General features: G+C 70.7%; 24 protein-coding genes and 1 tRNA gene. 14 read left to right on the forward strand and 11 right to left on the reverse strand.

Going from position 1 to position 26,407, the window contains the following annotated elements:
• Positions 1 to 22: 22 nt before the first annotated feature.
• Entirely contained in the window at positions 23 to 1,234 is a 1,212-nt protein-coding gene (locus tag OG841_RS26580; protein WP_371566963.1) for an MFS transporter, read from the forward strand.
• A 40-nt stretch (positions 1,235 to 1,274) separates the two neighbouring features.
• On the opposite strand, the gene OG841_RS26585 is transcribed toward OG841_RS26580, so the two are convergent.
• Positions 1,275 to 2,420: a DUF2235 domain-containing protein gene (locus tag OG841_RS26585; protein ID WP_371566964.1), complete on the reverse strand. Its 1,146-nt coding sequence runs from the start codon at positions 2,418 to 2,420 to the stop codon at positions 1,275 to 1,277.
• A gap of 118 nt (positions 2,421 to 2,538) precedes the next feature.
• The gene (locus tag OG841_RS26590) at positions 2,539 to 3,456 is read right to left on the reverse strand and encodes an N-acetylmuramoyl-L-alanine amidase (protein WP_371566965.1); all 918 of its coding nucleotides are present in this window, start codon (positions 3,454 to 3,456) and stop codon (positions 2,539 to 2,541) included.
• Positions 3,457 to 3,653: 197 nt separating this feature from the next.
• Here OG841_RS26590 and OG841_RS26595 point away from each other — a divergent pair, with 197 nt between their 5' ends.
• Positions 3,654 to 4,430: an SAM-dependent methyltransferase gene (locus OG841_RS26595; protein ID WP_328639197.1), complete on the forward strand. Its 777-nt coding sequence runs from the start codon at positions 3,654 to 3,656 to the stop codon at positions 4,428 to 4,430.
• 97 nt (positions 4,431 to 4,527) lie between these two features.
• Here the strand turns inward: OG841_RS26595 and OG841_RS26600 are convergent, their stop codons facing one another.
• A complete protein-coding gene (locus OG841_RS26600) occupies positions 4,528 to 5,202 on the reverse strand; it encodes a polysaccharide deacetylase family protein (RefSeq protein ID WP_371566966.1) in 675 nt (224 codons plus the stop codon).
• A complete protein-coding gene (locus OG841_RS26605) occupies positions 5,202 to 5,870 on the reverse strand; it encodes a glycoside hydrolase family 11 protein (RefSeq protein WP_328639195.1) in 669 nt (222 codons plus the stop codon). The genes OG841_RS26600 and OG841_RS26605 overlap by 1 nt, the downstream gene beginning before the upstream one ends.
• A gap of 295 nt (positions 5,871 to 6,165) precedes the next feature.
• Between OG841_RS26605 and helR the strand changes: the two genes are divergently transcribed.
• Positions 6,166 to 8,319, forward strand: a complete 2,154-nt coding sequence (gene helR / locus OG841_RS26610) for an RNA polymerase recycling motor ATPase HelR (RefSeq protein ID WP_328639194.1) — start codon at positions 6,166 to 6,168, stop codon at positions 8,317 to 8,319.
• A 29-nt stretch (positions 8,320 to 8,348) separates the two neighbouring features.
• On the opposite strand, the gene OG841_RS26615 is transcribed toward helR, so the two are convergent.
• Positions 8,349 to 8,711, reverse strand: coding sequence for a DoxX family protein (locus OG841_RS26615; RefSeq protein ID WP_328639193.1), 363 nt, complete (start codon positions 8,709 to 8,711; stop codon positions 8,349 to 8,351).
• Between the two features lie 106 nt (positions 8,712 to 8,817).
• Here OG841_RS26615 and OG841_RS26620 point away from each other — a divergent pair, with 106 nt between their 5' ends.
• On the forward strand, positions 8,818 to 9,195 hold the full coding sequence (locus OG841_RS26620; RefSeq protein WP_371570833.1) for a winged helix-turn-helix transcriptional regulator: 378 nt from the start codon (positions 8,818 to 8,820) through the stop codon (positions 9,193 to 9,195).
• A gap of 45 nt (positions 9,196 to 9,240) precedes the next feature.
• The gene (locus OG841_RS26625; protein WP_328639191.1) at positions 9,241 to 9,600 is read left to right on the forward strand and encodes a hypothetical protein; all 360 of its coding nucleotides are present in this window, start codon (positions 9,241 to 9,243) and stop codon (positions 9,598 to 9,600) included.
• 449 nt (positions 9,601 to 10,049) lie between these two features.
• Here OG841_RS26625 and OG841_RS26630 read toward each other — a convergent pair.
• Positions 10,050 to 10,122 (reverse strand) — tRNA-Arg (locus tag OG841_RS26630).
• Positions 10,123 to 11,010: 888 nt separating this feature from the next.
• On the opposite strand from OG841_RS26630, the gene OG841_RS26635 reads away from it, so the two are divergent.
• Both OG841_RS26635 and OG841_RS26640 read left to right on the forward strand, forming a co-directional pair.
• Positions 11,011 to 11,724: an SDR family NAD(P)-dependent oxidoreductase gene (locus tag OG841_RS26635; RefSeq protein ID WP_365118507.1), complete on the forward strand. Its 714-nt coding sequence runs from the start codon at positions 11,011 to 11,013 to the stop codon at positions 11,722 to 11,724.
• Between the two features lie 67 nt (positions 11,725 to 11,791).
• A complete protein-coding gene (locus tag OG841_RS26640; RefSeq protein WP_328639189.1) occupies positions 11,792 to 12,487 on the forward strand; it encodes a TetR/AcrR family transcriptional regulator in 696 nt (231 codons plus the stop codon).
• Between the two features lie 11 nt (positions 12,488 to 12,498).
• Here OG841_RS26640 and OG841_RS26645 read toward each other — a convergent pair whose 3' ends face one another.
• Positions 12,499 to 14,124 (reverse strand): IclR family transcriptional regulator domain-containing protein, encoded by a 1,626-nt coding sequence (locus OG841_RS26645; protein ID WP_328639188.1) that lies wholly within the window; start codon positions 14,122 to 14,124, stop codon positions 12,499 to 12,501.
• A gap of 97 nt (positions 14,125 to 14,221) precedes the next feature.
• Positions 14,222 to 15,499 (reverse strand): M6 family metalloprotease domain-containing protein, encoded by a 1,278-nt coding sequence (locus tag OG841_RS26650; RefSeq protein ID WP_328639187.1) that lies wholly within the window; start codon positions 15,497 to 15,499, stop codon positions 14,222 to 14,224.
• A 254-nt stretch (positions 15,500 to 15,753) separates the two neighbouring features.
• On the opposite strand from OG841_RS26650, the gene OG841_RS26655 reads away from it, so the two are divergent.
• Entirely contained in the window at positions 15,754 to 16,398 is a 645-nt protein-coding gene (locus OG841_RS26655; protein WP_365118512.1) for a TetR/AcrR family transcriptional regulator, read from the forward strand.
• A 132-nt stretch (positions 16,399 to 16,530) separates the two neighbouring features.
• Positions 16,531 to 18,072 carry an MFS transporter gene (locus OG841_RS26660; protein ID WP_328639185.1) on the forward strand — a complete coding sequence of 514 codons (1,542 nt, stop codon included), beginning with the start codon at positions 16,531 to 16,533 and terminating at the stop codon, positions 18,070 to 18,072.
• Between the two features lie 106 nt (positions 18,073 to 18,178).
• Here the strand turns inward: OG841_RS26660 and OG841_RS26665 are convergent, their stop codons facing one another.
• Positions 18,179 to 18,688, reverse strand: coding sequence for a MarR family winged helix-turn-helix transcriptional regulator (locus tag OG841_RS26665; RefSeq protein WP_328639184.1), 510 nt, complete (start codon positions 18,686 to 18,688; stop codon positions 18,179 to 18,181).
• Between the two features lie 117 nt (positions 18,689 to 18,805).
• Here OG841_RS26665 and OG841_RS26670 point away from each other — a divergent pair, with 117 nt between their 5' ends.
• The gene (locus OG841_RS26670; protein ID WP_328639183.1) at positions 18,806 to 19,597 is read left to right on the forward strand and encodes a dioxygenase family protein; all 792 of its coding nucleotides are present in this window, start codon (positions 18,806 to 18,808) and stop codon (positions 19,595 to 19,597) included.
• Between the two features lie 17 nt (positions 19,598 to 19,614).
• Here the strand turns inward: OG841_RS26670 and OG841_RS26675 are convergent, their stop codons facing one another.
• Positions 19,615 to 20,145, reverse strand: coding sequence for a GNAT family N-acetyltransferase (locus tag OG841_RS26675; protein ID WP_328639182.1), 531 nt, complete (start codon positions 20,143 to 20,145; stop codon positions 19,615 to 19,617).
• Positions 20,146 to 20,339: 194 nt separating this feature from the next.
• Here OG841_RS26675 and OG841_RS26680 point away from each other — a divergent pair, with 194 nt between their 5' ends.
• A complete protein-coding gene (locus OG841_RS26680; protein WP_328639181.1) occupies positions 20,340 to 21,338 on the forward strand; it encodes a sigma-70 family RNA polymerase sigma factor in 999 nt (332 codons plus the stop codon).
• Between the two features lie 462 nt (positions 21,339 to 21,800).
• Here OG841_RS26680 and OG841_RS26685 read toward each other — a convergent pair whose 3' ends face one another.
• Positions 21,801 to 22,772: a helix-turn-helix transcriptional regulator gene (locus OG841_RS26685; protein ID WP_365118515.1), complete on the reverse strand. Its 972-nt coding sequence runs from the start codon at positions 22,770 to 22,772 to the stop codon at positions 21,801 to 21,803.
• Positions 22,773 to 22,834: 62 nt separating this feature from the next.
• Here OG841_RS26685 and OG841_RS26690 point away from each other — a divergent pair, with 62 nt between their 5' ends.
• The 3 genes from OG841_RS26690 (at position 22,835) to pfkB (ending at position 26,267) form a co-directional block, all read left to right on the forward strand.
• Complete coding sequence (locus OG841_RS26690) at positions 22,835 to 24,367, forward strand: MFS transporter (RefSeq protein ID WP_365118517.1); 1,533 nt, start codon at positions 22,835 to 22,837, stop codon at positions 24,365 to 24,367.
• Positions 24,368 to 24,561: 194 nt separating this feature from the next.
• Positions 24,562 to 25,323: a DeoR/GlpR family DNA-binding transcription regulator gene (locus tag OG841_RS26695; protein ID WP_371566968.1), complete on the forward strand. Its 762-nt coding sequence runs from the start codon at positions 24,562 to 24,564 to the stop codon at positions 25,321 to 25,323.
• Positions 25,320 to 26,267 (forward strand): 1-phosphofructokinase, encoded by a 948-nt coding sequence (gene pfkB / locus OG841_RS26700; protein WP_328639178.1) that lies wholly within the window; start codon positions 25,320 to 25,322, stop codon positions 26,265 to 26,267. Before OG841_RS26695 ends, pfkB begins: the two co-directional genes overlap by 4 nt.
• The last annotated feature ends 140 nt before the right edge of the window (positions 26,268 to 26,407 follow it).

Below are 26,407 nucleotides of genomic sequence, written 5' to 3' on the forward strand. Positions count from 1 at the left end.
GACCGCTCCGAGACTCCCCCGCATGCGCAGCTACCGCACCCTCTTCCGCACCCCGGAATACGCCCCCTTCCTCCTCTCCTTCGCCGGCTACGCCGCCGCCCAGACGATCGCCGGCCTGGCCCTGGCCACGCTGGTCTACCGGGCCACCGGCTCCCCGCTCCTGTCGGCGGTGAGCATGTTCGGACCGCAGCTGGCGCAGTTACTGGGAGCCGCGTTCCTGCTCTCCGGCGCCGACCGCCTGCCCCCGCGCGCGATCCTGACCGTGATCTCCCTCGCCTTCGCGGCGGGTACGGCGGTGCTGGCGCTGCCCGGTCTGCCGGTCTGGGCGGTCTTCGTCGTCCTGCTCCTGCAGGGCCTGGTCGCGTCGCTCGGCGGGGGAGTGCGCGGGGGACTGATGAACGAGATCCTGCCCAAGGACGGCTACGTCCTGGGCCGTTCGGTGTTCAACATGCTCTGGGGCCTGGTGCAGGTGACCGGTTTCGCGACCGGCGGCGCGCTGCTGGCCCTGCTGTCTCCCCGCGTCTGCCTGCTCCTCGCGGCGGCGTTCTACGTGGCGTCGGCCCTGGTCAATCACCTCGGCCTCACGCCCCGCCCGCCGCGCTCCGCCGGCCGCCCGTCCTTCTCCGCGACCTGGCGCACCAACGCCCTCCTGTGGTCCTCCCGCCCCCGCCGCCTGGCGTACCTGGGCCTGTGGGTCCCCAACGGCCTCGTGGTCGGCAGCGATTCGCTCTACGTCTCCTACGCCCCGGCGGCCGCCGGCACGATGTACGCGTGCGGGGCGCTGGGCATGTTCGTGGGCGACATGGCGGTCGGCCGCCTGGTGCCGCCCGCGCTGCGCCCCCGGCTCGCGACCCCGTTGCGCCTGCTGCTGGCGGCGCCCTACCTGTTCTTCGTCCTACGGCCGTCAGTGGCGCTGTCGGTCGTGGCCGCCGCCGTCGCCTCCGTCGGGTTCGCCGCGAGCCTGGTTCTCCAGGAACGCCTGATGTCCCTCACTCCCGACGACCTCGCGGGCCAGGCCCTCGGCCTGCACACCACCGGCATGGTCGCCCTCCAGGGCATCAGCGCCGTCCTCGCCGGCACCCTGGCCCAACTGACCTCCCCGCCCACGGCGATGACGCTGATGGCTACCGCGTCGGTCGCGGTGACCCTGACGCTCTTCACGCTGGAGAGGCGCGGGGAACGACAGCCGGGTGCCGGTGTGCCGACCGCCGCGGAGGCGACCGGCACCGGGTGACGGGCGATCGGAGCGCGAGGCGGGGCGCGGTCGTCGGACTCTACGGAGCGGCGACCGCGTCTTCGGTGGCGCTGAGCGGGACCGTCTCGACGTCCCGCTCCCCGACCTCCTTCAGGTAGCTCTCGAGCGCCGGCGGTCGGTAGCGGGCGTCGCCCTTGCGGCGCAGCAGGACCGAGTCGGCCAGGTACTCGTGGCCGACGAGGTCGCCCTGCGCGTCCCTCTCCTGTCCGATGGGGCGGTGCAGCGGCTTGAAGAGCCGGTAGAAGCCTTTCCGGGAGGGGTCCCACGGGCCCATCGGGTTCGGCTGGACGGCGAAGTCGACGCACTCGTCCGGGTCCATCGTGTCCGGCCCGTGCTCGCTGAGGACCCGGGGGTCGAACTCCAGGTCGTACCGGGCGGCCTGCCGGACCATCCACAGGAGGGTGATGTCGGACAGGCCCGAGTCCTTCTCGCCGCCCCCGACGGCGGTGTGCACCCCGGCGAACCAGACCTGTCTCAACTCCTGGCCCTTGGCGGCGTCTTCGTCCTGCCGCCACAGTGTCGGCGGGAACGCCGAGCGTTCCTCGTCCACGGCCAGGGCCTGGAAGGCACCGTTCACCGACGTGCTGAGGGTGGTGTCGTGGAAGGCCCAGCGGTGGTTGAAGCGGTCGACGAGCGGCTGGAGGAACGAGGGCGCCGGAACCGGGATGCCCAGGGAGCCGACCGTGTCCCACACGCCCACGAAACGGATCTCCGTCTCGTACGCGTACGCCCTGCGGAACAGCGTGGCGGCCACGCTGGTCGGCTTGTCGGCGCGGCTGCGGTACAGCGCCCATGCCTCGTCGATCCGGTAGGCCTGTTCCGGGCGCAGGATGCCGCAGTTGTGGATCAGCCCCGCCAGACTGCGCGCGGTGAACGCGCCCCGGCTGAACCCGAACAGGTACAGCGTGTCCCCGGGTTCGTAGGTGTGGATCAGGAAGCGGTAGGCGTCGAGCACGTTGCGCGAAAGCCCCACTCCGAACGCCCCGCCCCGCAGCCGTTCCCGCCGGTTCGTGCCGACCCCGCTGTGGTAGTACACCCGCTGTTCCGTTCCGACAGCGGAGCGTCGCCGTACGGCCAGGGCCACCTTGGCGACATTGGTCTTGCTCGGCTGGTCGGCGAGATTCCATGTCCCGTCGCAGCAGATCACCAGACGCTTGGCCATCATGTGTCTCCTCTCCCTGTAGAGAGGACCCCGCGACTGCTCGGTGGATACAGCCAGTACCGCAGGGACGGTGCCGACCCGCAACTCGGCGCCCGGTGGCGGGTCGGCGGTGGCCCGGTGGTCAGGCCACGACCGTGAACAGTCCCGTCTTCTCGCCCAGCCTCGCCAGCGAGACCTTGCCCGGGATGCCGTTGGCGTCGGCGCCGCTGTAGCCCAGGTGGCGCTGCCACTTGGCGTAGGCGGCGACGGTGGTGGTGCCGAAGGAGCCGTCGCCCGCGTGGGCCCGGGAGAGATAGCCGAGTTCGACGAGGGCGGCCTCGGTGAGGTTGGTGCCGGCCAGGTAGCTGACGTGGCCCTGCTTGGCCCCGGGATCGGTCTTGGCGGCCTTGACCAGCCGGGACAGGTCCACCCGGGGCTTGCCCGCCGGCTTCGTCCCCTCCGGCTTGCCGGGCCCCGCCGCCAGTTGCTTCTTCACCGCGGCCCGGAAGTCGTCCATGTCGAAGCTCGGGTCGATCTTCCCGGGCTGGCACTCCTTGTGCCCGGCGACGGACTTCTCGCTCCAGCCGTGCGCCCGGCAGATCGCCGCCGCCCACAGCACGGCCTGCCGGTACTGCGCGTCGGGGTAGGGGTCCCCGCCCTTGCCGCGGTTCTCGATCTCCAGGCCGTACAGACAGTCGTTGCCGTCGGCCCTGGCCACGTCGTCGTGGGGGAGCGGTTTCTCCTCGCGGAGCGCGTTCAGGACATCGATGTCGGCGTAACCGGCGTGGTTCGTACGGCCGTTGCCGATCAACCACAGCCCGGCGGTCTTGCCGAGCCAGGCGTGGCACAGCGGTCCCGGCAGATCGGATCGGCCCTTGTAGCAGAGCTCCTTGTCGTCGTGCCCGCCGGTGTGGTGGATCAGCACCCCGATGACGGGACCGAAGGACTTCCCGGACGCCGCGTCGCGGTTGTGGGTCTTCCAGCCGGCGTGCTCGTGCACGGTGAGGCCCTCGGCCTTCAGGGCGGCGAGCATCTTCGCGGCGGACAGGGGTGTGGCCATGGCTGAGGTTCCCTCCATGGGGTGCGTCGAAAACGCGTCAAGTACCTTTGAGATCTTGTGTGTTGACGTTTCGTTGGCATTCAGTGGGACGGGTTCGCCCCGCCGTTGCCCATGATTGCGGCAACACCGCGCCCCGCGGGGGGAATCGCAGCATTCACAGCCGAACGGGTCCCCGCCCCTCGTCCGCAGGAGTTGCCGTGCCGCACACCCCGATCGACACCAGCAAGCCGCATTCCGCCCGCTTCTGGAACTACTTCGTCGGCGGCAAGGACAACTACGAGGTCGACCGGGAGATCGGCGACCACATCAAGGAGATCTTCCCCGGCCTCGTCGACGTGGCGGTCACCAGCCGGCGGTTCCTGGGCCGCGCGGTCCGCCATCTCGCCGGGGAGCAGGGCGTACGGCAGTTCCTGGACGTCGGCACCGGTCTGCCCACCGCCGACAACACCCACGAGGTCGCCCAGCGCGTCGCCCCGGACGCCCGGATCGTCTACGTCGACAACGACCCCATCGTGCTGGCCCACGCGAACGCCCTGCTCACCAGCGCACCCGAGGGAAGGACGGCCTATCTGGACGCCGACCTGTACGACCCCGAGTCCGTCCTGGAGGCGGCCGCGGCCACCCTCGACCTCTCCCGGCCGGTCGCCCTGATGATCCTCAACACCCTCGGCCACGTCGCCGACCACGACCGGGCCGTCGACCTGGTCCGGCGGCTCATGTCGGGCCTGGCGTCCGGCAGTTACCTGGTGATCAGCGACAGCACGGCCACGAGTGCGGGGATGATCGCCGCGTCGGAGGCGTACAACTCCAGCGGAGCGGTGCCGTACCACGTACGCCCCGTGGCTGACATCGCCGCGTTCTTCGATGGCCTGGAGCTGGTCGAGCCGGGGGTGGTGCGGGTGACGGAGTGGCGGCCGGAGGAGCCCGGTCCGGCCGGGGTGGACGCGTACTGCGGTGTGGGGCGCAAGCTCTGAGCGTCGTACTCGCACAGTGATGCGGTGAGCCGAGTTCGGCGCGGCGGCCCGAAGGGGTTCGACCGCCGCGCCGAGGCGGGGTCGCCGTGGCCGTGGATCAGCCCGGCGCCACCGCGCGGCCGGTCTGGGGCGAGATCATGCCGGAGCACAGCCCCTTGGCGGCCAGCGTCTGCGCGATGCGCGGGATCGCCGCGCGGGTGTTGGCGGGCCAGTCGTGCATCAGGATGACCTGCCCGTTGGTGAGCCGCCCGACCGCCGCGACGATCGCGTCGGTACTGGCGTTGTTCCAGTCCTGCGAGTCGACCTGCCAGAGGACCTCGGTCAGCCCGTACTTCGCCTCCACGGCCTTCACCGTCGCGTTGGTCTCGCCGTACGGCGGCCTGAACAGCCTGGGCGTGCCGCCGCCCGCGTTCGCGACGGCCTGCTGGGTGCGGGAGATCTCGGAGTCGACCGTGGCCTGGCTCTGCTGGGTCAGATGCGGATGCGTGTAGCTGTGGTTGCCGACCCACATCCCGGCGCTGACCTGGGCCCTGACGAGCGCCGGGTTGGCGGCGGCGTACTGGCCCTCGTTGAACATGGTGGCCCTGAGGCCGTACTGCTTCAGGGAGTTGAGCAGGGTGGTGGTGCCGCTGCCCGGGCCGTCGTCGAAGGTGAGTCCGACGTATCCGGCGCAGGCGGCGGCCTGCGCGGGAGCGGCGGCGGGGGCCGCGAGGGTGCCGGCGGCGGCCAAAGCGGCGGCGGCCAGTAACGGGAGGTGCGCCCGGGCCCTCATCACGCCACCGTGATGTTCGAGCTGCCGCTGCTCTGGTACCCCTCGGTCGCGAGGATCATGTAGTACTTGAAGCTGCCCATCGGCATGCCGACGCGGGACCACGCGTCGAAGTGGTTGCCGGTGGTGATGGAGCCGCCGGTCCGCCTCGACTGCCGGACGCTCCAGTACTGGTTGAAGGTCTTGGTGCCTTCCACGGACGGGGCGTTGTACCGGGTGGTCTGGTAGATGTCGTACGTGCCGCCGTCGCTGGTGACGGTGCCCTTGTACGTTCCGGTGGGCCGGTAGGTGCCCCAGTTGTCGACGATGTAGTACTCGACGAGCGGGTTCGAGGTCCAGCCGTAGAGGGCCAGGTAGGCGTTGCCGGACGGGTTGAAGCTGCCCGAGTAGTTCACGGTCCTGCGGGAGCCGTTGCTCCAGCCCTTGCCGGCCACGAAGTTGCCGGTGTTGCGCCAGGAAGTGCTGTAGTTCCCGCCGGAGTTCAGGGTCATGGAGACCGTGCCCTGGGCGTCCGTCCAGAACGAGTAGTAGTAGCCGTTGTTGGTTCCGGTCTGGTTCGTGGTGATGACCGTGGCCGCCTCGGCGGTGCCGGGCAGGGCCAGGGTGGCCCCGGTGGCCAGCAGGAGGCCGCAGACACTGCGGCGCGTGGGGTGTGCGGGTGTGGAATTCATGCCCCACAGTTTTGGCCTGCCCCTGTCAAGCGTCAACACTTTCGACAAATGATTCGAAAGGTTCGGTCGGCTGTGAGCTGGCTATATCTGATCAACTGCGAGCGGTAGGACTTCGGGCAATCGATCAATATCTTCGAATGTTTCGAGAGTCTTCCGGATGTCCATGGCAAAAGAAAAAGGCAGGGAGGTCAACACCTCCTTGCCATGTTCAACGTATAGCGTACTGGGGGGCTTGCGGCAAGGCCCCGGGGTGGGCGCACACTTACCGGCCGTACCCGAAACCGGAGCTGCTGACTTGAATTCCCTGCCCACCAGCGTGTTCGCCCTCCCCGAGCGCCTCGCCGCCAAGGCCGACCCGACGCTGACCGCCGCCGACGAGCGGCACTTCGCGGCCATCGCGGAGTGCCTGGAGCAGACGATCGCCGAACTGTCCGCCACCCTCGACGCCACCCTCAGGGCACCCGGCGGCATCGGCCAGGAGGCGATGGACCGGGACACGGAGATCCACCGGCTCAGCGCCCGGCTGCGCACCCTGCGCCGCTTCGGCCTGGACCTGTGCCTCGGGCACATGCTCGCCGCCGACGACCCCGAGCCGGTGTACGTCGGACGCCTCGGCCTCACCGACAGCACGGGCCGCAGGCTGCTCGTCGACTGGCGGTCCCCCGCGGCCGAGCCGTTCTTCGGGGCCACCCACGCCCACCCGATGGGGCTGGCCAGCCGCCGCAGGTACCGCTGGACGGGCGGCCGGATCAGCGACTACTGGGACGAGGTGTTCACCCCGGACGGGTTCGCCGGGCACCACGCCTCACTCGACGACCAGTCCGCCTTCATCGCCAGCCTGGGCAGCGACCGCTCGGAACGGATGCGGGACGTCCTCGGCACCATCCAGGCCGACCAGGACGCCATCATTCGCGCGGGATCCCGCGGCGCGCTCGTCGTCGACGGCGGTCCCGGCACCGGCAAGACCGTGGTCGCCCTGCACCGCTCCGCCTACCTCCTGCACGCCGACCCGCGTCTCGGCCACCGCCGCGGCGGCGTGCTGTTCGTCGGCCCGCACCGGCCCTATCTGGCCTACGTCTCCGACGTCCTGCCCAGCCTCGGCGAGGAGGGCGTACAGACCTGCGTCCTGCGGGATCTCGTGGCCGAGGGAGCCACGGCAGGCATCGAGACCGACCCGGAGGTGGCCCGTCTGAAGTCCTCCGCGGACCTGGTGAAGGCGATCGAGAAGGCCGTCAGGTTCTACGAGGAGCCGCCGAGCGAGGGCATGATCGTCACGACCCACTGGTCCGACATCCGGCTGACCGCCACCGACTGGGCCGAGGCGTTCGACGCGGCGGAAGGCGCCCCGCACAACGACGCCCGCGACCTGGTCTGGAACGAACTGCTCACCATCCTGGTGGACCGGCACGAGGGCGACGCCCCGGAGAACCTGCTCCGCAAGTCCCTGCGCCAGAACAGGGAGCTGCTCACGGCCTTCAACCGCGCGTGGCCGCTGCTGGAGGCCGCCGACCTGGTCTCGGACCTGTGGACGGTGCCCGCCTATCTGCGGATGTGCGCCCCCTGGCTCGACCGCGACGACGTGCACAAGCTTCAGCGCGCGGACGGCCAGGCCTGGACGGTGTCCGACCTGCCGCTCCTGGACGCGGCCCGGCAGCGGCTCGGCGACCCGCAGGCCTCGCTCCGCAAGCGCCGCAACGAGGCCACCCTCGCCGCCGAACGCGAGCGCATGGCCACGGTCGTGGACAACCTGAGCGCGGTCGCCGACGACGAGTACGGCATGGGCCTGGTGACGATGCTCCGGGGCGAGGACTTCCACCACGCCCTGGTGGACGAGAGCGCCCTGCACACCGCCGACCCGGACCTGCTCGCCGGCCCCTTCGCGCACGTCGTCGTGGACGAGGCGCAGGAACTGACCGACGCGGAGTGGCAGATGCTGCTGCTGCGCTGCCCGTCGCGGAGCTTCACCATCGTCGGGGACCGCGCCCAGGCGAGGCACGGCTTCACCGAGTCGTGGCAGGAACGGCTCGAACGAATCGGCCTGGACCGCGTCACCCTGTCGTCCCTGAGCATCAACTACCGCACCCCGGAAGAGATCATGAAGGAGGCCGAGCCGGTCATCCGCGCCGTCCTTCCCGACGCCAACGTCCCGACCTCCATCCGCAGCACCGGCACCCCCGTCACCCACGGCTCGACCGCCGACCTGACCCCGACCCTGGACACCTGGCTCACCGCCCACCCCGACGGCATCGCCTGCGTCATCGGCGACCCCGCCTTCCGGGCGACGCCCCGGGTCCGCTCCCTTCCTCCAGAACTCTCCAAGGGCCTCGAGTTCGACCTGGTGGTCCTCGTCGACCCGCAGAACTTCGGCGAGGGCATCGAGGGAGCGGTGGACCGCTATGTGGCGATGACCCGGGCGACGCAACAACTCGTCGTCCTCACCACTCCCTGACAGCCGGGTCGGCAGCCGGGGTTCGTGCGTCAGAACGCGGTGGCCAGCCACGCGGTGACGGCGGCGAGGAGGATCAGCACGAGGTTCAGGCCGGTGTCCTTCGCCTCCCCGCGCGACAGGTGAAGCCCGGCCGCGAGTATCTGAAGCATCACGAAGCCGACCGCGGCCAGGATCGCCAGAACCGGTGCGATCCCGGTCGCCGGCGGCAGGATCAGACCGGCCGCGCCGAACACCTCCACCACGCCGACAGCCCGGACGGCGGGCATCGGGACGGTGTCGACCCACCCCATCATCGGCGCGAGCCGCTCCCGGCTCTGGACGATCTTCTTCCCGCCGGCGTAGAGGTAGAAGACACCCAGCAGCCCGGCGATGATCCAGTACGCGACGGTCACGGCGGCACCCTCCCATGGTTACTTCTTGTAAGAAGGGCCATGGTGGGTCACTGTCGGAGGGCTTACAAAAGGCACACGGGTGTGTGTGACCGTCACCAGGAGCGCGATGTCGGAGTACGAGAAGACCTGCCTGATCCGCGGCGACGGCGGCCGCGCCATCCGGGGCGTCCTCGACCGCATCGGGGACAAGTGGACGCTCCTGGTGGTCGCGACCCTCCACGGAGAACGCATGCGCTTCACCGAACTGCTCCACCGCATCCCCGGCATCTCCCAGCGGATGCTCACCCTGACCCTGCGCCACCTGGAACGCGACGGCCTGGTGGGACGCACGGCCTACGCCGAGGTACCACCCAGGGTCGAGTACGAACTCACCCCCGTGGGCCGCACCCTGATCGAGCCCGCCGTGAGCCTGGCCGAGTGGGCCATCGAGCACAACCCCGACATCGAACGCAGCCACCAGGCCTACGACACCCGCGGCGGCTGACCTCCCCCGGCCGCGTCGCCGGGTCGGTGCATAGAATCCGGTCCCATGGCGAACCCTGACGAGCTGATCGTTGACATCGCCGCCCTTGTGGAGTCCGGGCGGAGCAGTCACATGTCCCTGACCGTGGTCACCGGTGGTGCCGTCATCACCGGTCGACTGGCTCCCGAAGCCTTGTGGAGGCAGCGGGTGTCGGAGGTGCTGACGGACTCCTCCGACCTGGGCGAGTTCTCCGCCGTCTTCGCCACCCCCGTGAAGAAGGACGGGCCGCCCACGCATCTGCACTTCCACGTCGCCCGGATCCTTCAGGGCACGGTGGGGATCCCGGAGACGGGCGGGATGTACCGCGTCGCGATCGAGGACGTCAGCGCCTGGACCGTGGGCGACTTCAGCTACTCCGACCACTGACACGCGGAACGGCCCCGGACGAGGAGTCCGGGGCCATCCCGCGGCTATGGGCCCGTCGAACGAGGCTGCGTCTTCGGACACCTGTCACCGTTGTGCCCATGTCTTCGGCCACCGTCGCGATCGATGCGTTCATGACCGAACTGTCGAGTGCCATGAGGAACTGACCGGCCGTGAGTGCCAACAGGACGATGCGCGTTGCCGCACTCTCACTGGTGCCTGCCCTGGGTGCCATGCGCGCATCGTCCCAGCCGCCCCAAAGGGCGATCCGCGACCCGCCCCGGGGGTCGACCGGTTGGCGGACCGAGGTCAGCGGAGTCGCTGTGCGAGAAGGGCGAGAGGGACAGCGAGGACGGCCCCACACCGCCTCTGCCCGCAGCCGCATGTGTGCCGCGCGCAGGAAAGCCCTCCCGCCCGACGGACGGAAGGGCTTCTGACCAGGTGTTTCTCCGTGCCCCCGGCAGGATTCGAACCTGCGACACCGGCTTTAGGAGAGCCGTGCTCTATCCCCTGAGCTACGAAGGCGCGACCTCGGGCAGACCGCTGAGGCGAAGAGGCGAGCAGAGCCCGCGTCACACGCCGCAGCGCCCGCCGGGGCGCTCGATCCACACGATACCGGATCGGCGCTCGGACGGGTGGTGCGGTCGGTGGGGTGCCGGTCAGCCGAGTGGGCCGGCGGCGCAGGGCAGGGTGGACAGGCGGGGGGCGTAGATCCACGCCTTGATGGTGGCGAGGGTGTCGCCGTCCTTGTTCACGTGCGCCTGGGCGATCTCGATCCATGCCGGGGGTGAAGGGGAGGTTGATGTCCGCCTCGGGCAGGCACCAGTAGCCGCGGTCGGCGCACATGACGCGGAAGACGTGGGCGAGGGAGAACATGGTGCCGGCGGCGAAGATGTACCCCTGCAGCGCGGCCATCGTGATGGACCCGGCAGGGAGAGCGGACCGTCCGCCTTCTTCACTTCGTCGAGCGCGGCAACTGACCGCGGTGAGCCGGTTGCTGACGCGGGCCGGGGCATGTGATTGCGTACGACGAGCGGGGCCCTGAACCGGCGCCGGGGCGGTCACTCAAGGTGTGGAGGAGCAGGTCGTGGATCTCGGCGGCGGTTGCCTCGATCGGGGCGGCGCTCTGCTCGGCCCGGCACATGATCACCGCGCCTTCGACCGTGGCGATGACACCTCCTGCCGGCGGGCGGAGCCGGCGGTGGCCGAACGAGCAAGCGGGGGTGCGTCGTTGTTGGTCTGCACGGCCACTGCCGCGATCGGGCAGCCGGCCCTGAAGCCGCTCTCCTTGAGGCGCCACGCCGCCTCCGCAGGATCATCTGCCGGCACCTGCTCGCCTCCTGGACCGCCTCCCACGACGATGCCGCTCCCGCCGACAGCCACTGACGGCACAGCTGGACAGAGAGGACCGACATGGCACTCATCCTGGTGACCGGCGCAGCCGCCGGGCTCGGGCGCGACACGGCGAACGCCTTGGCCGACGACGGGCACGACGTCGTCGTCCACGTCCGGAACCCGGCCCGGCTCGCCGACGCGGAGGACAGCGGCCGGTGGAAGGGCCTCATCACGGGGGACCTCGCCGATCTCGACGAGATCCGCGACATCGCCCGGCAGGCGGGCGGGTTCGGCCGCTTCGACACCGTCATCCACAACGCCGGCACCATGAACACCCGTGACGCGGGCACCGTCAACACGGTCGCGCCCTACCTGCTCACGGCCCTGATGGCCAAGCCGGCCAGGCTCGTCCACCTGAGCAGCTCCATGCACCGCACCGGCTCCACCGATCTGCGACGGCTGGCCGCCGGGTCCGCGTCCTACAGCGACAGCAAGCTGTGGGTCACCACCCTCGCGCTCGCTTTCGCGTCCCGGTGGGAAGGCACCACGAGCCACGCGGTCGACCCCGGGTGGGTGCCCACGCGAATGGGCGGCGCCGGCGCACCGGACGATCTGACCGAGGGGCACCGGACCCAGGTGTGGCTCGCCACGCACGACGACGTGACCCCGCGCACCGGTGGCTACTGGTATCACCGGCGGACGCAGACACCGCACCCGGCGGCGCGGGACGAAGAGTTCCAGGCCCGCCTCATCCGGTTCCTGGAGAGCCACACAGGCGTTCCGCTCGACTGACGCAAGTCGGTGGCGGTGTGCACAGCACGCAAATGGATAGGTCAATCCGATTGCTAGAGTGACCGGTATGCCCCCTGGTGCCCAGCACTCCGAAGGCCCGGCCGCTCAGCCGCTGCGCAGTGACGCCGAGCGCAACCGGGAGCGGATCATCGCCGCTGCCCGCACGGTGTTCGCACGCGACGGCCTGAACGCGTCCATGGCCTCCGTGGCCCGCGAGGCGGGCGTGGGGATCGCGACCATGTTCCGCCGCTTCCCCACGAAGGAGGAACTGGTCGACGCCGTCTTCTCCGACCGCATGGGTGCCTACCTCGACGTGGTCACCGTCGCCCTGGACGACCCCGACCCCTGGAACGGCTTCGTCGGCTACCTCGAGACCGCCTGCGCGATGCAGGCCGCCGACAGCGGCTTCGCCGACATCCTGACCATGACCTTCCCCACCGCCAAGGTTCTGGAGGAACGCCGCAACCGGGCGTACGAGGCCATGCTGGTCCTCATCGACCGCGCCAAGGCCACCGGCCGCCTGCGCGAGGACTTCGACCCCTCGGACCTGGTACTGATCCACATGGCCAACGCCGGTGTCGTCAACGCCACCGGCGACGCCGCCCCGGACGCCTGGCGGCGCGTCGTCGCCCTGATCATCCAGTCCCTCGAGGCCCCGGCGCGCGGCCCCCTGCCCGCCTCGCCCGGCCACGAACCCCTCTACAAGGCCATGCTCCGCGCCGGTCAGGGCACTTCCGCACCGCCCTCGGGCAAGAGCGGCTGACCGCGGGGGCGTCAGAGGAGGGGGACCCGGGTGAAGCGGCTCGCCGTGTGGAGTTCGGTCTCCATACGGGTCGCCGTGAGACGCAGTTCGGGGAGGATCTCCGCCACGCATTCCTCGGCCGTGCGGCCCGCCGCGTGCAGGGCCACGTTCAGGGCGGCGACGACCCGGCCCGTACGGTCGCGGACGGGGACGGCAAGGGTACGAAGCCCGTCCTCCCAGTTCTCGTCCAGCAGGGCGTAGCCCTGGGTGCGGACGCGGTCGAAGTCGGCGGAGCCCTCCGTGTCCGCCAGCAGGACCCGGCCCAGGGAGGTCGCCGAGGCCGGCAGGCGGGTGCCGGTCCTGATGTCCACGCCCATGATCCGCGGGGACACGGCCCGCGCCGTGTACTGGATCTCCGCCCCCTCGCCCGATCCCCCCGGCACCAGGACCGCCAGTGCCGTCGACTCCCTCACCCGTGCCGAGAGGTCGGCCAGGTGCGGGGCCGCGATGCGCGGGAGGGTCGTACGGGAGAGGGGTGGGAAGCCCAGGGACAGGACCCGCGGGGTGAGGCCGAAGGTGCGTGACTCCGGCTGCTGGCGGACCAGGCCCAGGTGTTCGTAGGTGATCAGGGCCCGGCGGGCCGTCGCCCTCGCCAGGCCGGTCGCCCGGGCCACGTCCGTCAGCGTCAGCGCGGCCCTGCCCTCACCGAACGCCGTCAGGACCGTCAGGCCGCGGGCGAGGGACTCGATGAACTCCCGGCCCAGTTCGTTCTTGGCCGCGCCGATCCAGGAGGCCGATCCCGAGGGGGGCGGGCCCGGGTCCGGGTCCGGGGTGGACGCCAGTTCGCGTTCCATCTCCGCCACCGTCGCCCGCAGTCGGGGCAGCAGGGACTCGCGCAGATCCGTCGCGGTGTGGCGGCTGGTGTGGCTCACGACGTTCGCCACGCAGGCGATCCGGGCCGTGCTCGGGTCCCGTACGGGAACGGAGACCGCCACCAGCCCCGGCTCGATCAACTGGTCGTCCAGCGCCCAGCCGTCCCTTCCCGCCTGCGCCGCCTTCGCCTCGAACTCCCCTTCCCCGGCCGGGAGTTCCCGAGGCGGTACGGCGGGAAAGCCCCGGTCCTCCGGGTCCGCCGCCCGGCGGTCGCGCCAGGCCCGCCAGTCGGCGTCGCTCCACTCGGACGCGAACAGGGGCCCCGGCGCGGTGCGTTCGGCGGGGAGCAGGTCGCCGATGCGGAAGCTCAGGGACATCGCGCGGCGGCGGGTGGCCTGGTGGATGAAGCGGATGCCGTCGCGGTCGGCGACCGCCAGCGACACCGACTCGTCCAGCTCGTCGGCGAGCGCGTCGGCCCGCCCGGACAGCAGAGCGGGCAGCCGCAGGGCGGCGAGATAGGCGTTGCCGAGTTCCATCAGCCGGGGGGTGATCACCGCGTCCCGGCCGTCCAGGCGGACGTATCCCATGCGGGCCAGCGTGGACGTGATGCGGTCGACCGTGGAACGCGCCAGGCCCGTCGCCCGCTCCAGAGCGCTCGCACTCAGCGTCCCGCCCGCCTCGGTCAGCTCCCGCAGCACGCCGACCCCCCGGATCAGCGGCGCGACCGCCTCGGCCGGCACGGCGGACTCCGGCACCGGCAGGGATGTGGGCGTGTCAGCGGGCATCGGTTCTCCGGTACGGCGGTCGCGGGACGCCTACGGTAATCCGAACGTCGGTCGCGGCACGCCCGCGGTCATCCGACTCGGCACCTTCGCCCCGCGCCTACTCCCTTGTGACCCGCACCCGGTAGTCGCCGTCCCCGTCCGCCCCCACCACCCGCACCCGGACCCCCTGGCCCGGATCCCGGAACTCCTCGCCGACCGCGAAGGACGCGTCCGAGAGTTCCGCGTGGACGTTGGGGCTGCGCGTGCACCCCCCGCTGTTGCGCCGCGAGTCGTACACCCGCACCGGGCCCCGCCCGGTGTCCACGTCCGCGTCGACCTTGTAGACGAGGACCCCCGGCCGGCACACCGTCTCGTCGTTGCCCTCGCGGGTGCGGAGCTCGACCGCGTAGCCGGTGCGGCCGCCGAGGGGGACGAAGAGGAGTTTGGTGCCGAGTCCGGGCCGGGCCAGCGGGGTCAGGGTGTACTCCGAAGCCCCGCGCGCCGTCACGCAGTTGACCTGTGTCGCGTCCAGCCAGCCCAGCTTCCACTTGTGCCAGCCGAGGAGGTCGTTGTTGGCACCCCAGTCCTCGCTCATGATGTCCCAGTGGCCGACCGCGCTCCCGCCCGCCTGGGTGTAGAGGTCGGGCAGGCCGAAGACATGGCCGTTCTCGTGGGGCAGGACCCGGTAGCCGGTCTGCGCGTAGGAGCCGGAGCCGTCGTCCTGGCGGGAGTAGACGAAGGAGGCGTTGGCGACCGGGACGCCGTCGGCGACCGGGGCGTCGGGGTTGCCGGCGAAGCTCACCGACAGGACCGTGTCGAGGGCGGAGGGGCCGGCGTTCGGGGTGACCAGCACGTTCAGGAAGTCGTAGGAGCGGAAGTCCACCGTGGGATCGGCGGCGGTCACGATGTCCTGGACCAGCCGGCGGTAGCCCGGGTCGAAGGGGGCGCCGCGCTCTATGCCGTAGGCCCGGAAGGACTTCGGCATGCGCAGCCAGTCGGTGATCGGGGCCTCGGGGCGGTAGTCGAGACGGCCGTAGGAACTGGTGCGGAACCAGTCCTGGGTCTTCGGGAAGAACTCGCGGAAGCGGTCGAGCGCGGGCCCGGAGCCGGGAGCGTCGGAGAAGTCGATCATCAGGGTGAGGGCGTGGACGGTGCCGGTGGAGCGGGAGTAGCCGCCGGGCGTGGGCAGGCCCTCGGACATCTGGACCGCCGGGCCGCCGCTGATCAGACAGGCGCCGTGGGCGTCGGAGCGGGCCACGGCGATCGGACCGGCGGTCGTGGCACCCGGAGCGAGGCGCTCGGTGCCTGCCGAGGTGCTGACCGCGAGGGTCAGCGCGGTCACGAACACGAGGGCGGCGACACGGCGCGGGCGTATGCGACGACTGGTCCACGGCATGCGGGCACCCTTCGGAGCGCGGCAGCCGCTGGTCGGAAGGCTGCACCTTCTCGATCACCCTCTTCCGGGGGAGGGGGCGACGCGCGCTGGAGGAGACCGAACGTGGGTACCGCCAGATCTGTGACTCAGGTCACAACATGATTTCTCCTCAACCTGAAATAACCGGGGAGCGTCTCCCCGTTTAGACGTGTGTCCGAGCGAAACGGGGACCGAATCCCCGGATCGCGGAAACCAGACCCCGAGGGGAGCACACCGTGACCGCCACGACGACCGCGCAGCGCAAGGCGCCCCGGCCCCGCGCCGACGCCCTGCGCAACCGCGAGCGGATCGTCACCGCCGCCAGCGAGATGTTCACCGAGTTCGGCCCCGACGTGCCGCTCGACGAGATCGCCCGCCGGGCCGGCGTGGGCAACGCCACGGTGTACCGCAACTTCCCCGACCGCGACGCGCTCGTCCGTGAGGTCGTCTGCTCCGTCATGGACCGGACGGCGGAGGCGGCCGAGCTCGCGCTCGCGGCGACCGGGGACGCCTTCGGCGCGCTGGAGCGCTTCGTGCACACCGCCGCCGACGAGCGGATCACCGCACTGTGCCCGATGGTCCAGAGCACCTTCGACCAGTACCACCCCGACCTGGTGGCCGCACGCGAACGCATCGAGCAGCTCGTCGAGCAGCTCATGGACCGGGCCAGGGCGGCCGGTCAGCTGCGCGGCGACGTGAGCGTCGGTGACCTGATGGTCGCCGTGGCCCAGCTGTCCCGGCCCCCGGCCGGCATCGGCTGCCTCACCCTGGACGGGTTCGTGCACCGCACCCTTCAGCTGTTCCTGGACGGACTGCGGGCCCCGGCCCGGTCCCGCCTGCCGGGTGCGGCGCTGACCATGGAGGACCTCCGCCAGGCCTGATCCGACGAGAACCGATTAGTTCAGAGCGCGAGAACAGTCACTTACAACGACTTTCGACCGGCCGTCACCGAAGACGGACCGTCCCCTCAAGACATCTTTTTTCCGTCCCGAAGTACCGGAGTGGGTACCCCCATGTCTGAAACAGCCGCAAAGGCACCCGGCGCACCGGCCACGTCCGGTGACGCCAACCGCTGGAAAGCGCTCGTCTTCATCGCGCTCGCCCAGCTGATGGTCGTCCTCGACGCCACCATCGTGAACATCGCCCTGCCGTCCGCCCAGACCGACCTGGGCATCTCCGACGGCAACCGTCAGTGGGTCGTCACGGCCTACGCCCTCGCCTTCGGTGGCCTCCTGCTCTTCGGCGGCCGCATAGCCGACCTGTGGGGCCGCAAGAACGCCTTCGTGGTCGGCCTGATCGGCTTCGCGCTGGCCTCCGCACTGGGCGGCGCGGCCACCAGCGGCGCCATGATGTTCGGCGCCCGTGCCCTCCAGGGCGTCTTCGGCGCGCTGCTCGCGCCCGCCGCGCTCTCCCTGCTCGCCGTGATGTTCACGGACGCCAAGGAGCGCGCCAAGGCCTTCGGCATCTACGGCGCGATCGCCGGTGGCGGCGGCGCCGTGGGCTTCATCCTCGGCGGTGTGCTGACCGAGTACATGAACTGGCGCTGGACCTTCTTCGTGAACATCCCGTTCGCGATCGTGGCCGCGCTCGGCGCGTACTTCGTCATCCGTGAGCCCGAGGGCGGCCGCAACCGCAACCCGCTCGACATCCCCGGCGTCCTGCTGTCCACCCTGGGCCTGGTCGCGCTGGTCTACGGCTTCACCCGCGCCGAGTCCAACGGCTGGGGCGACTCCGTGACCGTCGGCATGTTCGTCGCGTCGGCCGTCCTGCTGACCGCCTTCGTCGTCACCGAGGCCAGGGTCAAGGCCCCGCTGCTGCCGCTGCGTGTGATCACCGACCGCAACCGCGGCGGGATCTACCTCTCCCTCGGCATCGCGATCATCGCGATGTTCGGCACCTTCCTGTTCCTCACCTACTACCTGCAGATCGTGAAGGGCTTCTCGCCGATCAAGACCGGCTTCGCCTTCATGCCGATGATCGTCGGCATGATGGTCGGCTCGACCCAGATCGGCACCCGTCTGATGACCCGCCTGCCGGCCCGCCTGCTGATGGGCCCCGGCTTCCTGGTCGCCGCGGTCGGCATGCTCCTGATGACCCAGCTGGAGATCGGCTCGTCGTACGCCTCGACGATCCTGCCGGCGATGCTGCTGCTCGGCCTCGGCATGGGTACGGCCTTCATGCCCGCCATGTCCCTGGCCACCCTGGGCGTCGAGCCCCGGGACGCCGGTGTCGCCTCCGCGATGGTCAACACCTCGCAGCAGGTGGGCGGCGCGATCGGTACGGCCCTGCTGAACACGATCGCCGCCTCCGCCACGACCTCCTACATCGCCGACCACATCGGCTCCGCGACCTCCAAGTCGCAGCAGCAGCTGGTCGCGCTGGAGGGCCAGGTGCACGGCTACACCAACGCGATCTGGTTCGCCGTCGGCATGCTGGTGCTCGCCGCCGCGATCGTCGTGACCCTCGTCAACGCCGGCCGCCCGGACACGACCGCCGTGACCGGGTCCGGAGAGGGCGCCGAGGAGGAGCTGGCGATCCCGGTCGTCGCCCACTGACGGCGGCCGGCCGGTCGTACCCCTTCGAGAACCACGTACGTACGGGGAAGGGGACGCCCCGTACGTACGACCCCAGGAACTGCCCTGGTCCCGCTGAGTGAGCGGCTCAGCGGAGCCAGGGCAGATCCGCGCCCGCCTCGTTCGGCTGAAGTCCCTCGGCGACGATCTGCATGATCTCGCCGAGGGACTTCTGCTGTTCCGGGGTGAGCCGGTCGAAGACGGCGTTGCGTACGGCCCGCACATGGCCGGGCGCGGCGCCCCGCAGCATCTCCAGGCCCGGGTCCGTGAGCACCGCGAACTGGCCGCGCTTGTCGTCCGGGCAGTCCTCGCGGCGCACCCAGCCGTTGCGCTCCAGGCGGGCGATCGCGTGGGAGAGGCGGGACCGGGTGATCTTCGCCTTCATGGCCAATTCAGTCATCCGCAGCCGCCGGTCCGGGGCCTCGGCCAGCCCCACGAGCAGCCCGTAGTAGATGTGCGGCATGCCGGCGTCCCGCTGGAGCTGGCGGTCGAGGTGATCCTCGAGGAGGGTCGTGGCGTGCACATAGGAACGCCAGATGCGCTGCTCTTCGTCGTCGAGCCACTGGGGCTCCTCGTCGGGGACGGATGCCGTGTTCATGTACCCCACTCTACGAGCTTTCTCCTTGAAGTTTAAACAAGTGAGGCGTACAGTCATCTCCAGAAGCTTTAAATTTTAAGCATTACCCGCATCGGAAGTACCGGAGGAGTCCCCGCCATGTCCGCCGACACGCTGGAGCGCATGCCCGCCCTCTATCTGAGTCACGGCGCCCCGCCGCTCGCCGACGACCCGATCTGGCCCGGTGAGCTCGCCGCCTGGTCCGCGGACCTGCCCCGCCCCAAGGCGATCCTCATGGTCTCCGCCCACTGGGAGGAGGCCCCCCTCGCCCTCGGCGCGGTGCGGACCGTCCCACTCGTCTACGACTTCTGGGGCTTCCCCGAGCACTACTACCAGGTGACGTACGGCGCCCCCGGCGCCCCCGAGCTCGCCGAGTCCGTACGCAAGTTGCTGCGCGCCCCCGGCATCCCCGTGCAGGACATCCCGGACCGCGGACTGGACCACGGCGCGTATGTCCCGCTGGTCGAGATGTTCCCCGAGGCCGACATCCCCGTCCTGCAGATCTCCATGCCGACCCTCGACCCGGTCAGGCTCATGGAGATCGGCCGCAAGCTCGCCCCGCTGCGCGACGAGGGCGTCCTGATCGTCGGCTCCGGCTTCTTCACCCACAACCTCGCCGCCCTGCGCCACGTCGGCTCCGGAGTGCCCACCTGGTCCTCCGAGTTCGACGACTGGGGCCGGCGGGCGCTGGAGGCGCGGGACGTGGACTCCCTGCTGGACTTCCTCAACAAGGCTCCGGCCGGGCGCTACGCCCATCCGCGCACCGAGCACTTCGCGCCGCTGTTCGTGACGATGGGCGCGGCGGACGTGAGCGGCGAGCTGGACGCGCAGAGGTCCGTCATCGACGGGTTCTGGATGGGGATGGCCAAGCGGTCGGTGCAGTTCGGCTGACACCCTCGCGCGGGGGTCTAGAGCGCCTTTTCGTACCAGGCCACGTCCCAGTAGCGGCCGAACTTCCTGCCCACTTCCCGGTAGGTGCCGACGTGCCGGAAGCCGAAGCGTTCATGCAGCCGCGTGGACGCTTCGTTGGGTTGTGCGATGCCCGCGTAGGCGCGATGCAGGTCCTCGTCGGCCAGAGCCTCGAAGAGGGCCTTGTAGAGGAGGGTGCCGATGCCCCGGCCGCCGGCGTCCGGGGCGAGGTAGACGGTGACCTCCACGGAGGTCGCGTACGCGGGCTTGGCGCGGAAGGGGCTGGACGTGGCGTACCCGAGGATCCGCTGTGAGGTTCCTGTCGGGTCCGTGTCGGTGGCAACCATTAGACGGTACGGGCCGTCTTCAGGGTGGGAGAGCAGCCAAGGGCGGCGCTCTTCCGGAGTGAAGACGGCGGTGTCGAATGTGATGGGCGTCTCACGAGCGTAGTGGTTGTAGATGTCGGTGAGGGCCCCGAGGTCGCTTTCGGCTCCCGGCCTGACCTGCACCTCTGTACGTTCTGACGGCATCACGCCTCCTCGTGTGGCCGGACAGGGTACTGCAAGATCAGAAAAATAGCGGCACGCCTTGGGAATTCTGTCCGGTTTCCAGTCGTTGTTTCCATCGGATGCAGGGCACCCGAGGAGAGTCCGGGAAGCAACCGGAGCCGGGAACCAGCACCCGAAGGACCACCCGCTGACCCAAACATCGCAAGGGAGCACGCATGGCAACCCGTGCCGTCGCCCGTCGTAAGTCCGCCACCGGCGGGTCTACCGACGCGGCGCGCAGTGTTCGCGTCCATGGCGGCGAGATCGCCGACCGCGACCTGGTCGGCATGTACCTCGACGAGATCGCGCGTACGCCGCTGCTCGACGCCGCCAAGGAAGTCGAGCTGTCCCAGATCATCGAGGCGGGTGTGTTCGCCCGACAGGTCCTCGACGGGTATGAGGAAGCCAAGGCGGACGCCACCCGTGCGGAGCTGGAGGCCCTGGTGGAGGAGGGGGAGCGCGCCAAGGACGTGTTCATCCGCTCCAACCTCCGCCTGGTCGTGGCCGTGGCCCGCCGCTATCCCCGCAGCGGCCTGCCCCTGCTCGACCTGATCCAGGAGGGCAACGCCGGCCTGGTGCGCGCGGTCGAGAAGTTCGACTACCGCAAGGGCTTCAAGTTCTCGACGTACGCGACCTGGTGGATCCGTCAGGCCATCACCCGCTCCATCGCCGACCAGTCCCGCACCATCCGGCTGCCCGTCCACCTCGTGGAGGAGCTCGGCCGCATCCGCCGTGTGCAGCGCGAGTTCAACCGTGAGCACGGCCGCGACCCGGAGCCCGCGGAGATCGCCGCGGAGCTCGGCTCCAACGCGGAGCGCGTGGTCGACGTCCTGGACTGGGCCCGCGACCCGGTCTCGCTGAACATGTCGGTGGACGACGACGGCGACACCCAGTTCGGTGACCTGTTGGAGGACACCTCCGCGGTCTCACCGGAGCAGTCGGTGCTGACGTTGCTGCGCAGCGAGGAACTGGACGACCTCATCGGCCGCCTCGACCAGCGCACCGCTTCCATCATCAAGATGCGGTACGGCATCGACGACGGGCGCGAGCGCACGCTGACCGAGGTCGGCAAGGAACACGGCCTCACCCGTGAGCGGATCCGGCAGATCGAGAAGCACGCCCTGCTGGAGCTGAAGAAGCTCGCGCGGTCCACCGGGTTCGACGCGGCGGCGTAGACGGGGTCTGCCCGCGTACGCCGGGTGGCGAAAGACCGCGTAAACATGGCTGTACTAGGCCGCTTCAACCTGGCGGACCCTGGGAACAAGACTTCAGGGTCCAAGTGTTCGGGTCCCGGAGGTCCTGCCTCCGGAACCTCGTGAACCAAGTCCCGACGCAACCCCCCCCGGCGCCGGGACTCTCCCCGAGCCGGACTTCGGCGCCCCTCCCCCCGGGCGCCGGGGTCCGGCTCGTTTTGCGCCCGGCAAACGGAACGGTGGGTCACCCCGTACCTGAACCACGGGGTGACCCACCGGACGGCAGATTCTGTCACATCGGCATGGTGCGTCCGGTCCGTCGTGGTGCGCGACGTGGTGAACGGTCCGTCCTGGCACGGGTGGCTGCAACTCCCAGGGGCGCGGGGAACTGCGCGACCAGCCCCCGCCGGCCCTCAGCCGCCCGACAACCGAACCCGGCACCCCCTAGACGTCTCCCCCCGACGCCCGAACCAGCCGTCCCCCCAACTCCCTTACCGCCTCCACCAGTTCCGCGGGTTCCTCCACACGGAACTCCACCCCCGTCATCGCCAACCGCACCGCCATCCACTCCACCGCGTCCCCCACGGTCGCCCGCAGCCGACACCGTCCCTCCCCGAGAGACTCCGGCACCCCCATCCACGCCGGCACCCGAGCCCCCACCACCGTCGCGTCCGCCTCGAAGGTCACGGCGATCTCGTATGTCTCCTGACGGTGGTACATCGACTGCCGCAGATACTCCGCCGCACTCCCCGTCGGCAACTCCCGCGGAGCGAACCGCGCCCCCGTCGCGAAGGGATCGTTCACCCGGTCGACCCGGAAGGTCCGCCAGTCGCCGCGGTCGAGGTCGTAGGCGACCAGGTACCACCGTCGCCCGGTGGAGACCAGACGGTACGGCTCCACGACGCGTCGCGACTCGGCCCCGTCCTTCGCGCGGTAGGAGAACCGCAGCCGCTCGTGCCCGGCCACCGTGGACGCCATCACCGTCAGGGTCCCGGTCGCGATGCTCGCCCCGTCCCCGCTGGTCAGCGGAGTCGTCGCGGCCTGGAGGGTGGACACACGGTGCCGTAGGCGGGACGGCAGGACCTGTTCCAGTTTCGCCAGGGCCCGCACGGACGCCTCGTCCATCCCCTCGACCGCGTGCCCCGCCCCCGCCCGCAGCCCGACCGCGATGGCCACCGCCTCCTCGTCGTCGAGGACGAGCGGGGGCATGGCCTTGCCCGCGACGAGCCGGTAGCCGCCGTCGGAGCCCTTCGTCGCCTGGACGGGATAGCCCAGCTCGCGGAGGCGGTCGATGTCCCGTCGGACCGTGCGGCGGGAGACCCCGAGGCGGTCGGCGAGCTCACCGCCGGGCCATTCACGGGGCGTCTGGAGGAGGGAGAGGAGCGTCAGGAGCCGTGCCGGGGTGTCCGTCGTCATGAGTGCGAGGATGCCGTAGAACTAGGACACGATCTGACCTAATGGGGTCGTAGCTTCACGGTATGACCTCCACCGAGACCACCCTTTCGGGCACCCTCGACGCGCCGCCCGCCGCGGGCGACCGGCGTCGCTGGTTCGCCCTCGCCATCGTGATGACCGCCGCCTTCATGGACCTCGTCGACGTCACCATCGTCAACATCGCCATCCCGTCCATCCGGCAGGAGGCCGGTGCCTCCGTCAGCCAGATCCAGTGGATCACCGCCGGCTATGCCCTCGCCTTCGCCGCGGGGCTGATCACCGGCGGGCGGCTCGGTGACATCCACGGGCGCAAGCGGCTGTTCCTCGTCGGCATCGGCGGGTTCACGCTCGCGTCGGCGCTGTGCGGCTTCGCCGCGAACCCGGAGATGCTGGTCGCGGCCCGGATCCTGCAGGGCGGCATGGCGGCGATGATGGTGCCGCAGGTCCTGTCGATCGTGCACGCGACCTTTCCGGCGCACGAGCGGGGGAAGGTGTTCGGACTGTTCGGCGCGATCGTGGGGCTCGGGGCCGTCTCCGGCCCACTGCTCGGCGCGCTGCTGACCGAGTGGAACCTGTTCGGGCTCGAGTGGCGGCCGATCTTCCTCATCAACCTGCCGGTCGGGATCGTGGGGCTCGTGCTCGGCAGCCGCTTCATTACCGAGTCCAAGGCTCCGCGGGCGCTGAAGCTGGACCTGGTGGGCGTGGGACTCGTGGTGGTGGGGTTGCTGCTGCTGCTCTACCCGCTGACCCGCGGTGAGGAGCTGGACTGGCCGCTGTGGGGGTATGTGGCGATGGCCGGTGCGCCCCTCGTCTTCGCCGCGCTGGTGGCGTACGAGAAGGGCAAGGGCGCGCGGGACGGGTCGCCGCTGGTCGAGCTGTCGCTGTTCAAGGTGAAGAGCTTCGCGGCCGGCATCGCGGTGCAGACCGTGTTCGGGGTCGGACTCGGCATCTTCTTCCTGGTGTGGACGCTGTACATGCAGACCGGGCTGGGCTGGAGCCCGCTGCGTGCGGGGCTGACGGGGGTGCCGTTCTCGATCGCGGTCTCCACGGCGGCGGGTCTGTCGGTGCAGAAGCTCGTCCCGCGCTTCGGGCGCAAGGTGCTCCAGGCCGGTGCGCTGCTGATGGCGGTGGGTGTGCTGCTCTACCTCTGGGAGGCGGAGCGGTACGGCATGGGGATCAGCTCGTGGCAGATGGCGTTGCCGCTGGTCGTGATGGGTGTCGGCATGGGTCTGATCGTCGCGCCGCTGACGGACGCGGTGCTCTCGGAGGTGCCGCGCGAGCACGCCGGTTCGGCGTCGGGGCTCATCAACACCGTGCAGCAGATGGGCAACGCGCTCGGACTCGGGCTGGTGTCCGTGGTGTTCTTCGGGGTCATCGGCGACGACCTGCGACCCGCTCAGGTGGGCCCGGCCTTCGTGGACGCGTTCCAGCACGCGCTCGGATGGGTCGCGGCGGTGATGGGCGTGATCTTCCTGCTGATGTTCGCGCTGCCGAAGCGGCCCGCGCAGCACGTGGAGGGAGCCGAGACAGGGGCGGAGCTTGCGGTGGTGGAGGAGAAGGCACCCGAGCTCGTATAGGGGTTGCTCGGCGTGGGGCCCGGTACCTGTCGTCAGGTGCCGGGCCCTTCTGACGTGCCCCTTCTGGCCCACGCGATCAGGGCCGGAAGTCCGTTCATGCCCGGATCACGCCCGAACCTGTTTACTTTCCAGAAATGCAGGCGTAGCCTCCGTCTGAAACCACACGTTCGGGCATGGATCGGAGGCGAGCGGACATGTACGCACCGGAGCGGCAGCAGGAGATCCTCCGGCTCGCTCGTGACGGCGGGCGCGTCGACGTCGTCTCACTGGCCGAGGAGTTCCAGGTCACGGCCGAGACGATCCGCCGGGACCTGAAGGCCCTCGACCGTGCGGGGCTGCTGCGCCGGGTGCACGGCGGAGCCATCCCGGCCGGGCGCCTCGACTTCGAGCCGGACCTCGCCGAGCGCGAGACGACCTCGGCCGACGAGAAGGACCACATCGCCAAGGCGGCCCTCGCGGAACTGCCGACCGAGGGCACCCTGATCCTCGACGCCGGTACGACCGTCGCCCGCCTGGCCGCCGCCGTCCCGCTGGAGGCCTCGCTCACCGTCGTCACCCACAGCCTGCCGATCGCGGCCCGCCTCGCGGACCACCCCGGCATCCAGCTCCACCTGGTCGGGGGGCGCGTACGTCACCGTACGCGCGCCGCGGTCGACGCCTGGGCGCTGCGGGCGTACGGCGAGATCCGGGCCGATGTCCTCTTCGTGGCGGCCAACGGCTTCTCCGCCGATCACGGCCTCACCACCCCCGACCTCGCCGAGGCCGCGGTCAAGCGCGCGGCGATCGCCGCCGCCCGCCGGGTGGTCCTGCTCGCCGACTCGGCCAAGCACGGCCAGGAGCACTTCGCCCGCTTCGGCGACCTGAGCGACGTGGACCTGCTGATCACCGACAGCGGGCTGAGCCCCGACGACGCCGCCGTGATCGAGCGCGGTGGCACGGAAGTAGTGCGCGCATGATCCTCACCGTCACCCCGAATCCGTCCCTGGACCGTACGTACGAGGTCCCGTCCCTGGAGCGCGGCGAGGTCATCCGCGCCACCGGTGAACGCATGGACCCCGGCGGCAAGGGCGTCAACGTCTCGCGCGCCGTCACGGCCGCCGGGCAGCGCACGGTCGCGGTCCTGCCCCTGGGTGGTGCGCCGGGGGCGCTCGTCGCCGACCTGCTCGACGCACAGGGCATCGAGGTCGCACCGGTGCCGGTCGCGGGCGCCACCCGCTCGAACATCGCGCTCGCCGAGTCGGACGGGGTGCTCACGAAGATCAACGCGCCGGGTCCGGACCTGTCCGCCGCCGAGCAGGAACTCTTGCTGGAGACCGTGCGCGAGCAGTCGCGCGACGCCTCATGGATCGCGTGCTGCGGGAGCCTGCCCCGGGGCCTCGCGCCCTCGTGGTACGCCGAGGTGGTCGCGCGAGCGCACGCAGGTGGTGCGCGGATCGCGCTGGACACCTCGGGGCGCGCGCTCCTCGAGGCGCTGCGCGAACGGCCCGACGTGGTGAAGCCGAACGCCGAGGAACTCGCGGAGGCCGTCGGGCGCCCGCTCGCCACGGTGGGCGACGCCGTGAAGGCGGCCGAGGAACTGCGTGAGATGGGCGCGCGCGCCGTGCTCGCCAGCCTGGGCGCCGACGGGCAGCTGCTCGTGGACGGCTCGGGCGCCTGGTTCGGCAGCGCGCACGTGGAGGTCGTACGCAGCAATGTCGGCGCCGGCGACTCCTCGCTGGCCGGCTTCCTGATCGCCGGCGGCAGCGGCCCCGAGGCCCTCGCCTCCGCGGTCGCTCACGGGGCGGCGGCCGTCCAGCTGCCCGGCAGCGAGATGCCGACGCCGGACGACCTGGACCCGGCCGCGGTGACCGTCACGGCCGAGGTGCCCATGGACCGCGCGCTGAAGGAGCCGGTGTCGTGACGGCCCCCCTGTTGTGCCGGCGGGCGCTGAAGGGGCGAGACTTCCTGTTACTCGCCGCGGCCCACGGGTGGCATGGCCACCTGAGCCACCCTGCCGCGCGGTGGGGGCGGGGCTTCCCCGGTCCCGCCCCCACCACCCCC

This window comes from Streptomyces canus (genome assembly GCF_041435015.1).
Lineage (GTDB): Bacteria > Actinomycetota > Actinomycetes > Streptomycetales > Streptomycetaceae > Streptomyces > Streptomyces canus_G.

Bases quoted from the DNA above. Each gene is read 5' to 3' on its own strand.
- OG841_RS26580 (WP_371566963.1), top strand. From the start codon at position 23: ATGCGCAGCTACCGCACCCTCTTCCGCACCCCGGAATACGCCCCCTTC.
- OG841_RS26585 (WP_371566964.1), bottom strand. From the start codon at position 2,420: ATGATGGCCAAGCGTCTGGTGATCTGCTGCGACGGGACATGGAATCTC.
- OG841_RS26590 (WP_371566965.1), bottom strand. From the start codon at position 3,456: ATGGCCACACCCCTGTCCGCCGCGAAGATGCTCGCCGCCCTGAAGGCC.
- OG841_RS26600 (WP_371566966.1), bottom strand. From the start codon at position 5,202: ATGAGGGCCCGGGCGCACCTCCCGTTACTGGCCGCCGCCGCTTTGGCC.
- OG841_RS26605 (WP_328639195.1), bottom strand. From the start codon at position 5,870: ATGAATTCCACACCCGCACACCCCACGCGCCGCAGTGTCTGCGGCCTC.
- OG841_RS26620 (WP_371570833.1), top strand. From the start codon at position 8,818: ATGTCGGAGTACGAGAAGACCTGCCTGATCCGCGGCGACGGCGGCCGC.
- OG841_RS26625 (WP_328639191.1), top strand. From the start codon at position 9,241: ATGGCGAACCCTGACGAGCTGATCGTTGACATCGCCGCCCTTGTGGAG.
- OG841_RS26635 (WP_365118507.1), top strand. From the start codon at position 11,011: ATGGCACTCATCCTGGTGACCGGCGCAGCCGCCGGGCTCGGGCGCGAC.
- OG841_RS26640 (WP_328639189.1), top strand. From the start codon at position 11,792: ATGCCCCCTGGTGCCCAGCACTCCGAAGGCCCGGCCGCTCAGCCGCTG.
- OG841_RS26645 (WP_328639188.1), bottom strand. From the start codon at position 14,124: ATGCCCGCTGACACGCCCACATCCCTGCCGGTGCCGGAGTCCGCCGTG.
- OG841_RS26650 (WP_328639187.1), bottom strand. From the start codon at position 15,499: ATGCCGTGGACCAGTCGTCGCATACGCCCGCGCCGTGTCGCCGCCCTC.
- OG841_RS26660 (WP_328639185.1), top strand. From the start codon at position 16,531: ATGTCTGAAACAGCCGCAAAGGCACCCGGCGCACCGGCCACGTCCGGT.
- OG841_RS26665 (WP_328639184.1), bottom strand. From the start codon at position 18,688: ATGAACACGGCATCCGTCCCCGACGAGGAGCCCCAGTGGCTCGACGAC.
- OG841_RS26670 (WP_328639183.1), top strand. From the start codon at position 18,806: ATGTCCGCCGACACGCTGGAGCGCATGCCCGCCCTCTATCTGAGTCAC.
- OG841_RS26675 (WP_328639182.1), bottom strand. From the start codon at position 20,145: ATGCCGTCAGAACGTACAGAGGTGCAGGTCAGGCCGGGAGCCGAAAGC.
- OG841_RS26680 (WP_328639181.1), top strand. From the start codon at position 20,340: ATGGCAACCCGTGCCGTCGCCCGTCGTAAGTCCGCCACCGGCGGGTCT.
- OG841_RS26685 (WP_365118515.1), bottom strand. From the start codon at position 22,772: ATGACGACGGACACCCCGGCACGGCTCCTGACGCTCCTCTCCCTCCTC.
- OG841_RS26690 (WP_365118517.1), top strand. From the start codon at position 22,835: ATGACCTCCACCGAGACCACCCTTTCGGGCACCCTCGACGCGCCGCCC.
- OG841_RS26695 (WP_371566968.1), top strand. From the start codon at position 24,562: ATGTACGCACCGGAGCGGCAGCAGGAGATCCTCCGGCTCGCTCGTGAC.
- pfkB (WP_328639178.1), top strand. From the start codon at position 25,320: ATGATCCTCACCGTCACCCCGAATCCGTCCCTGGACCGTACGTACGAG.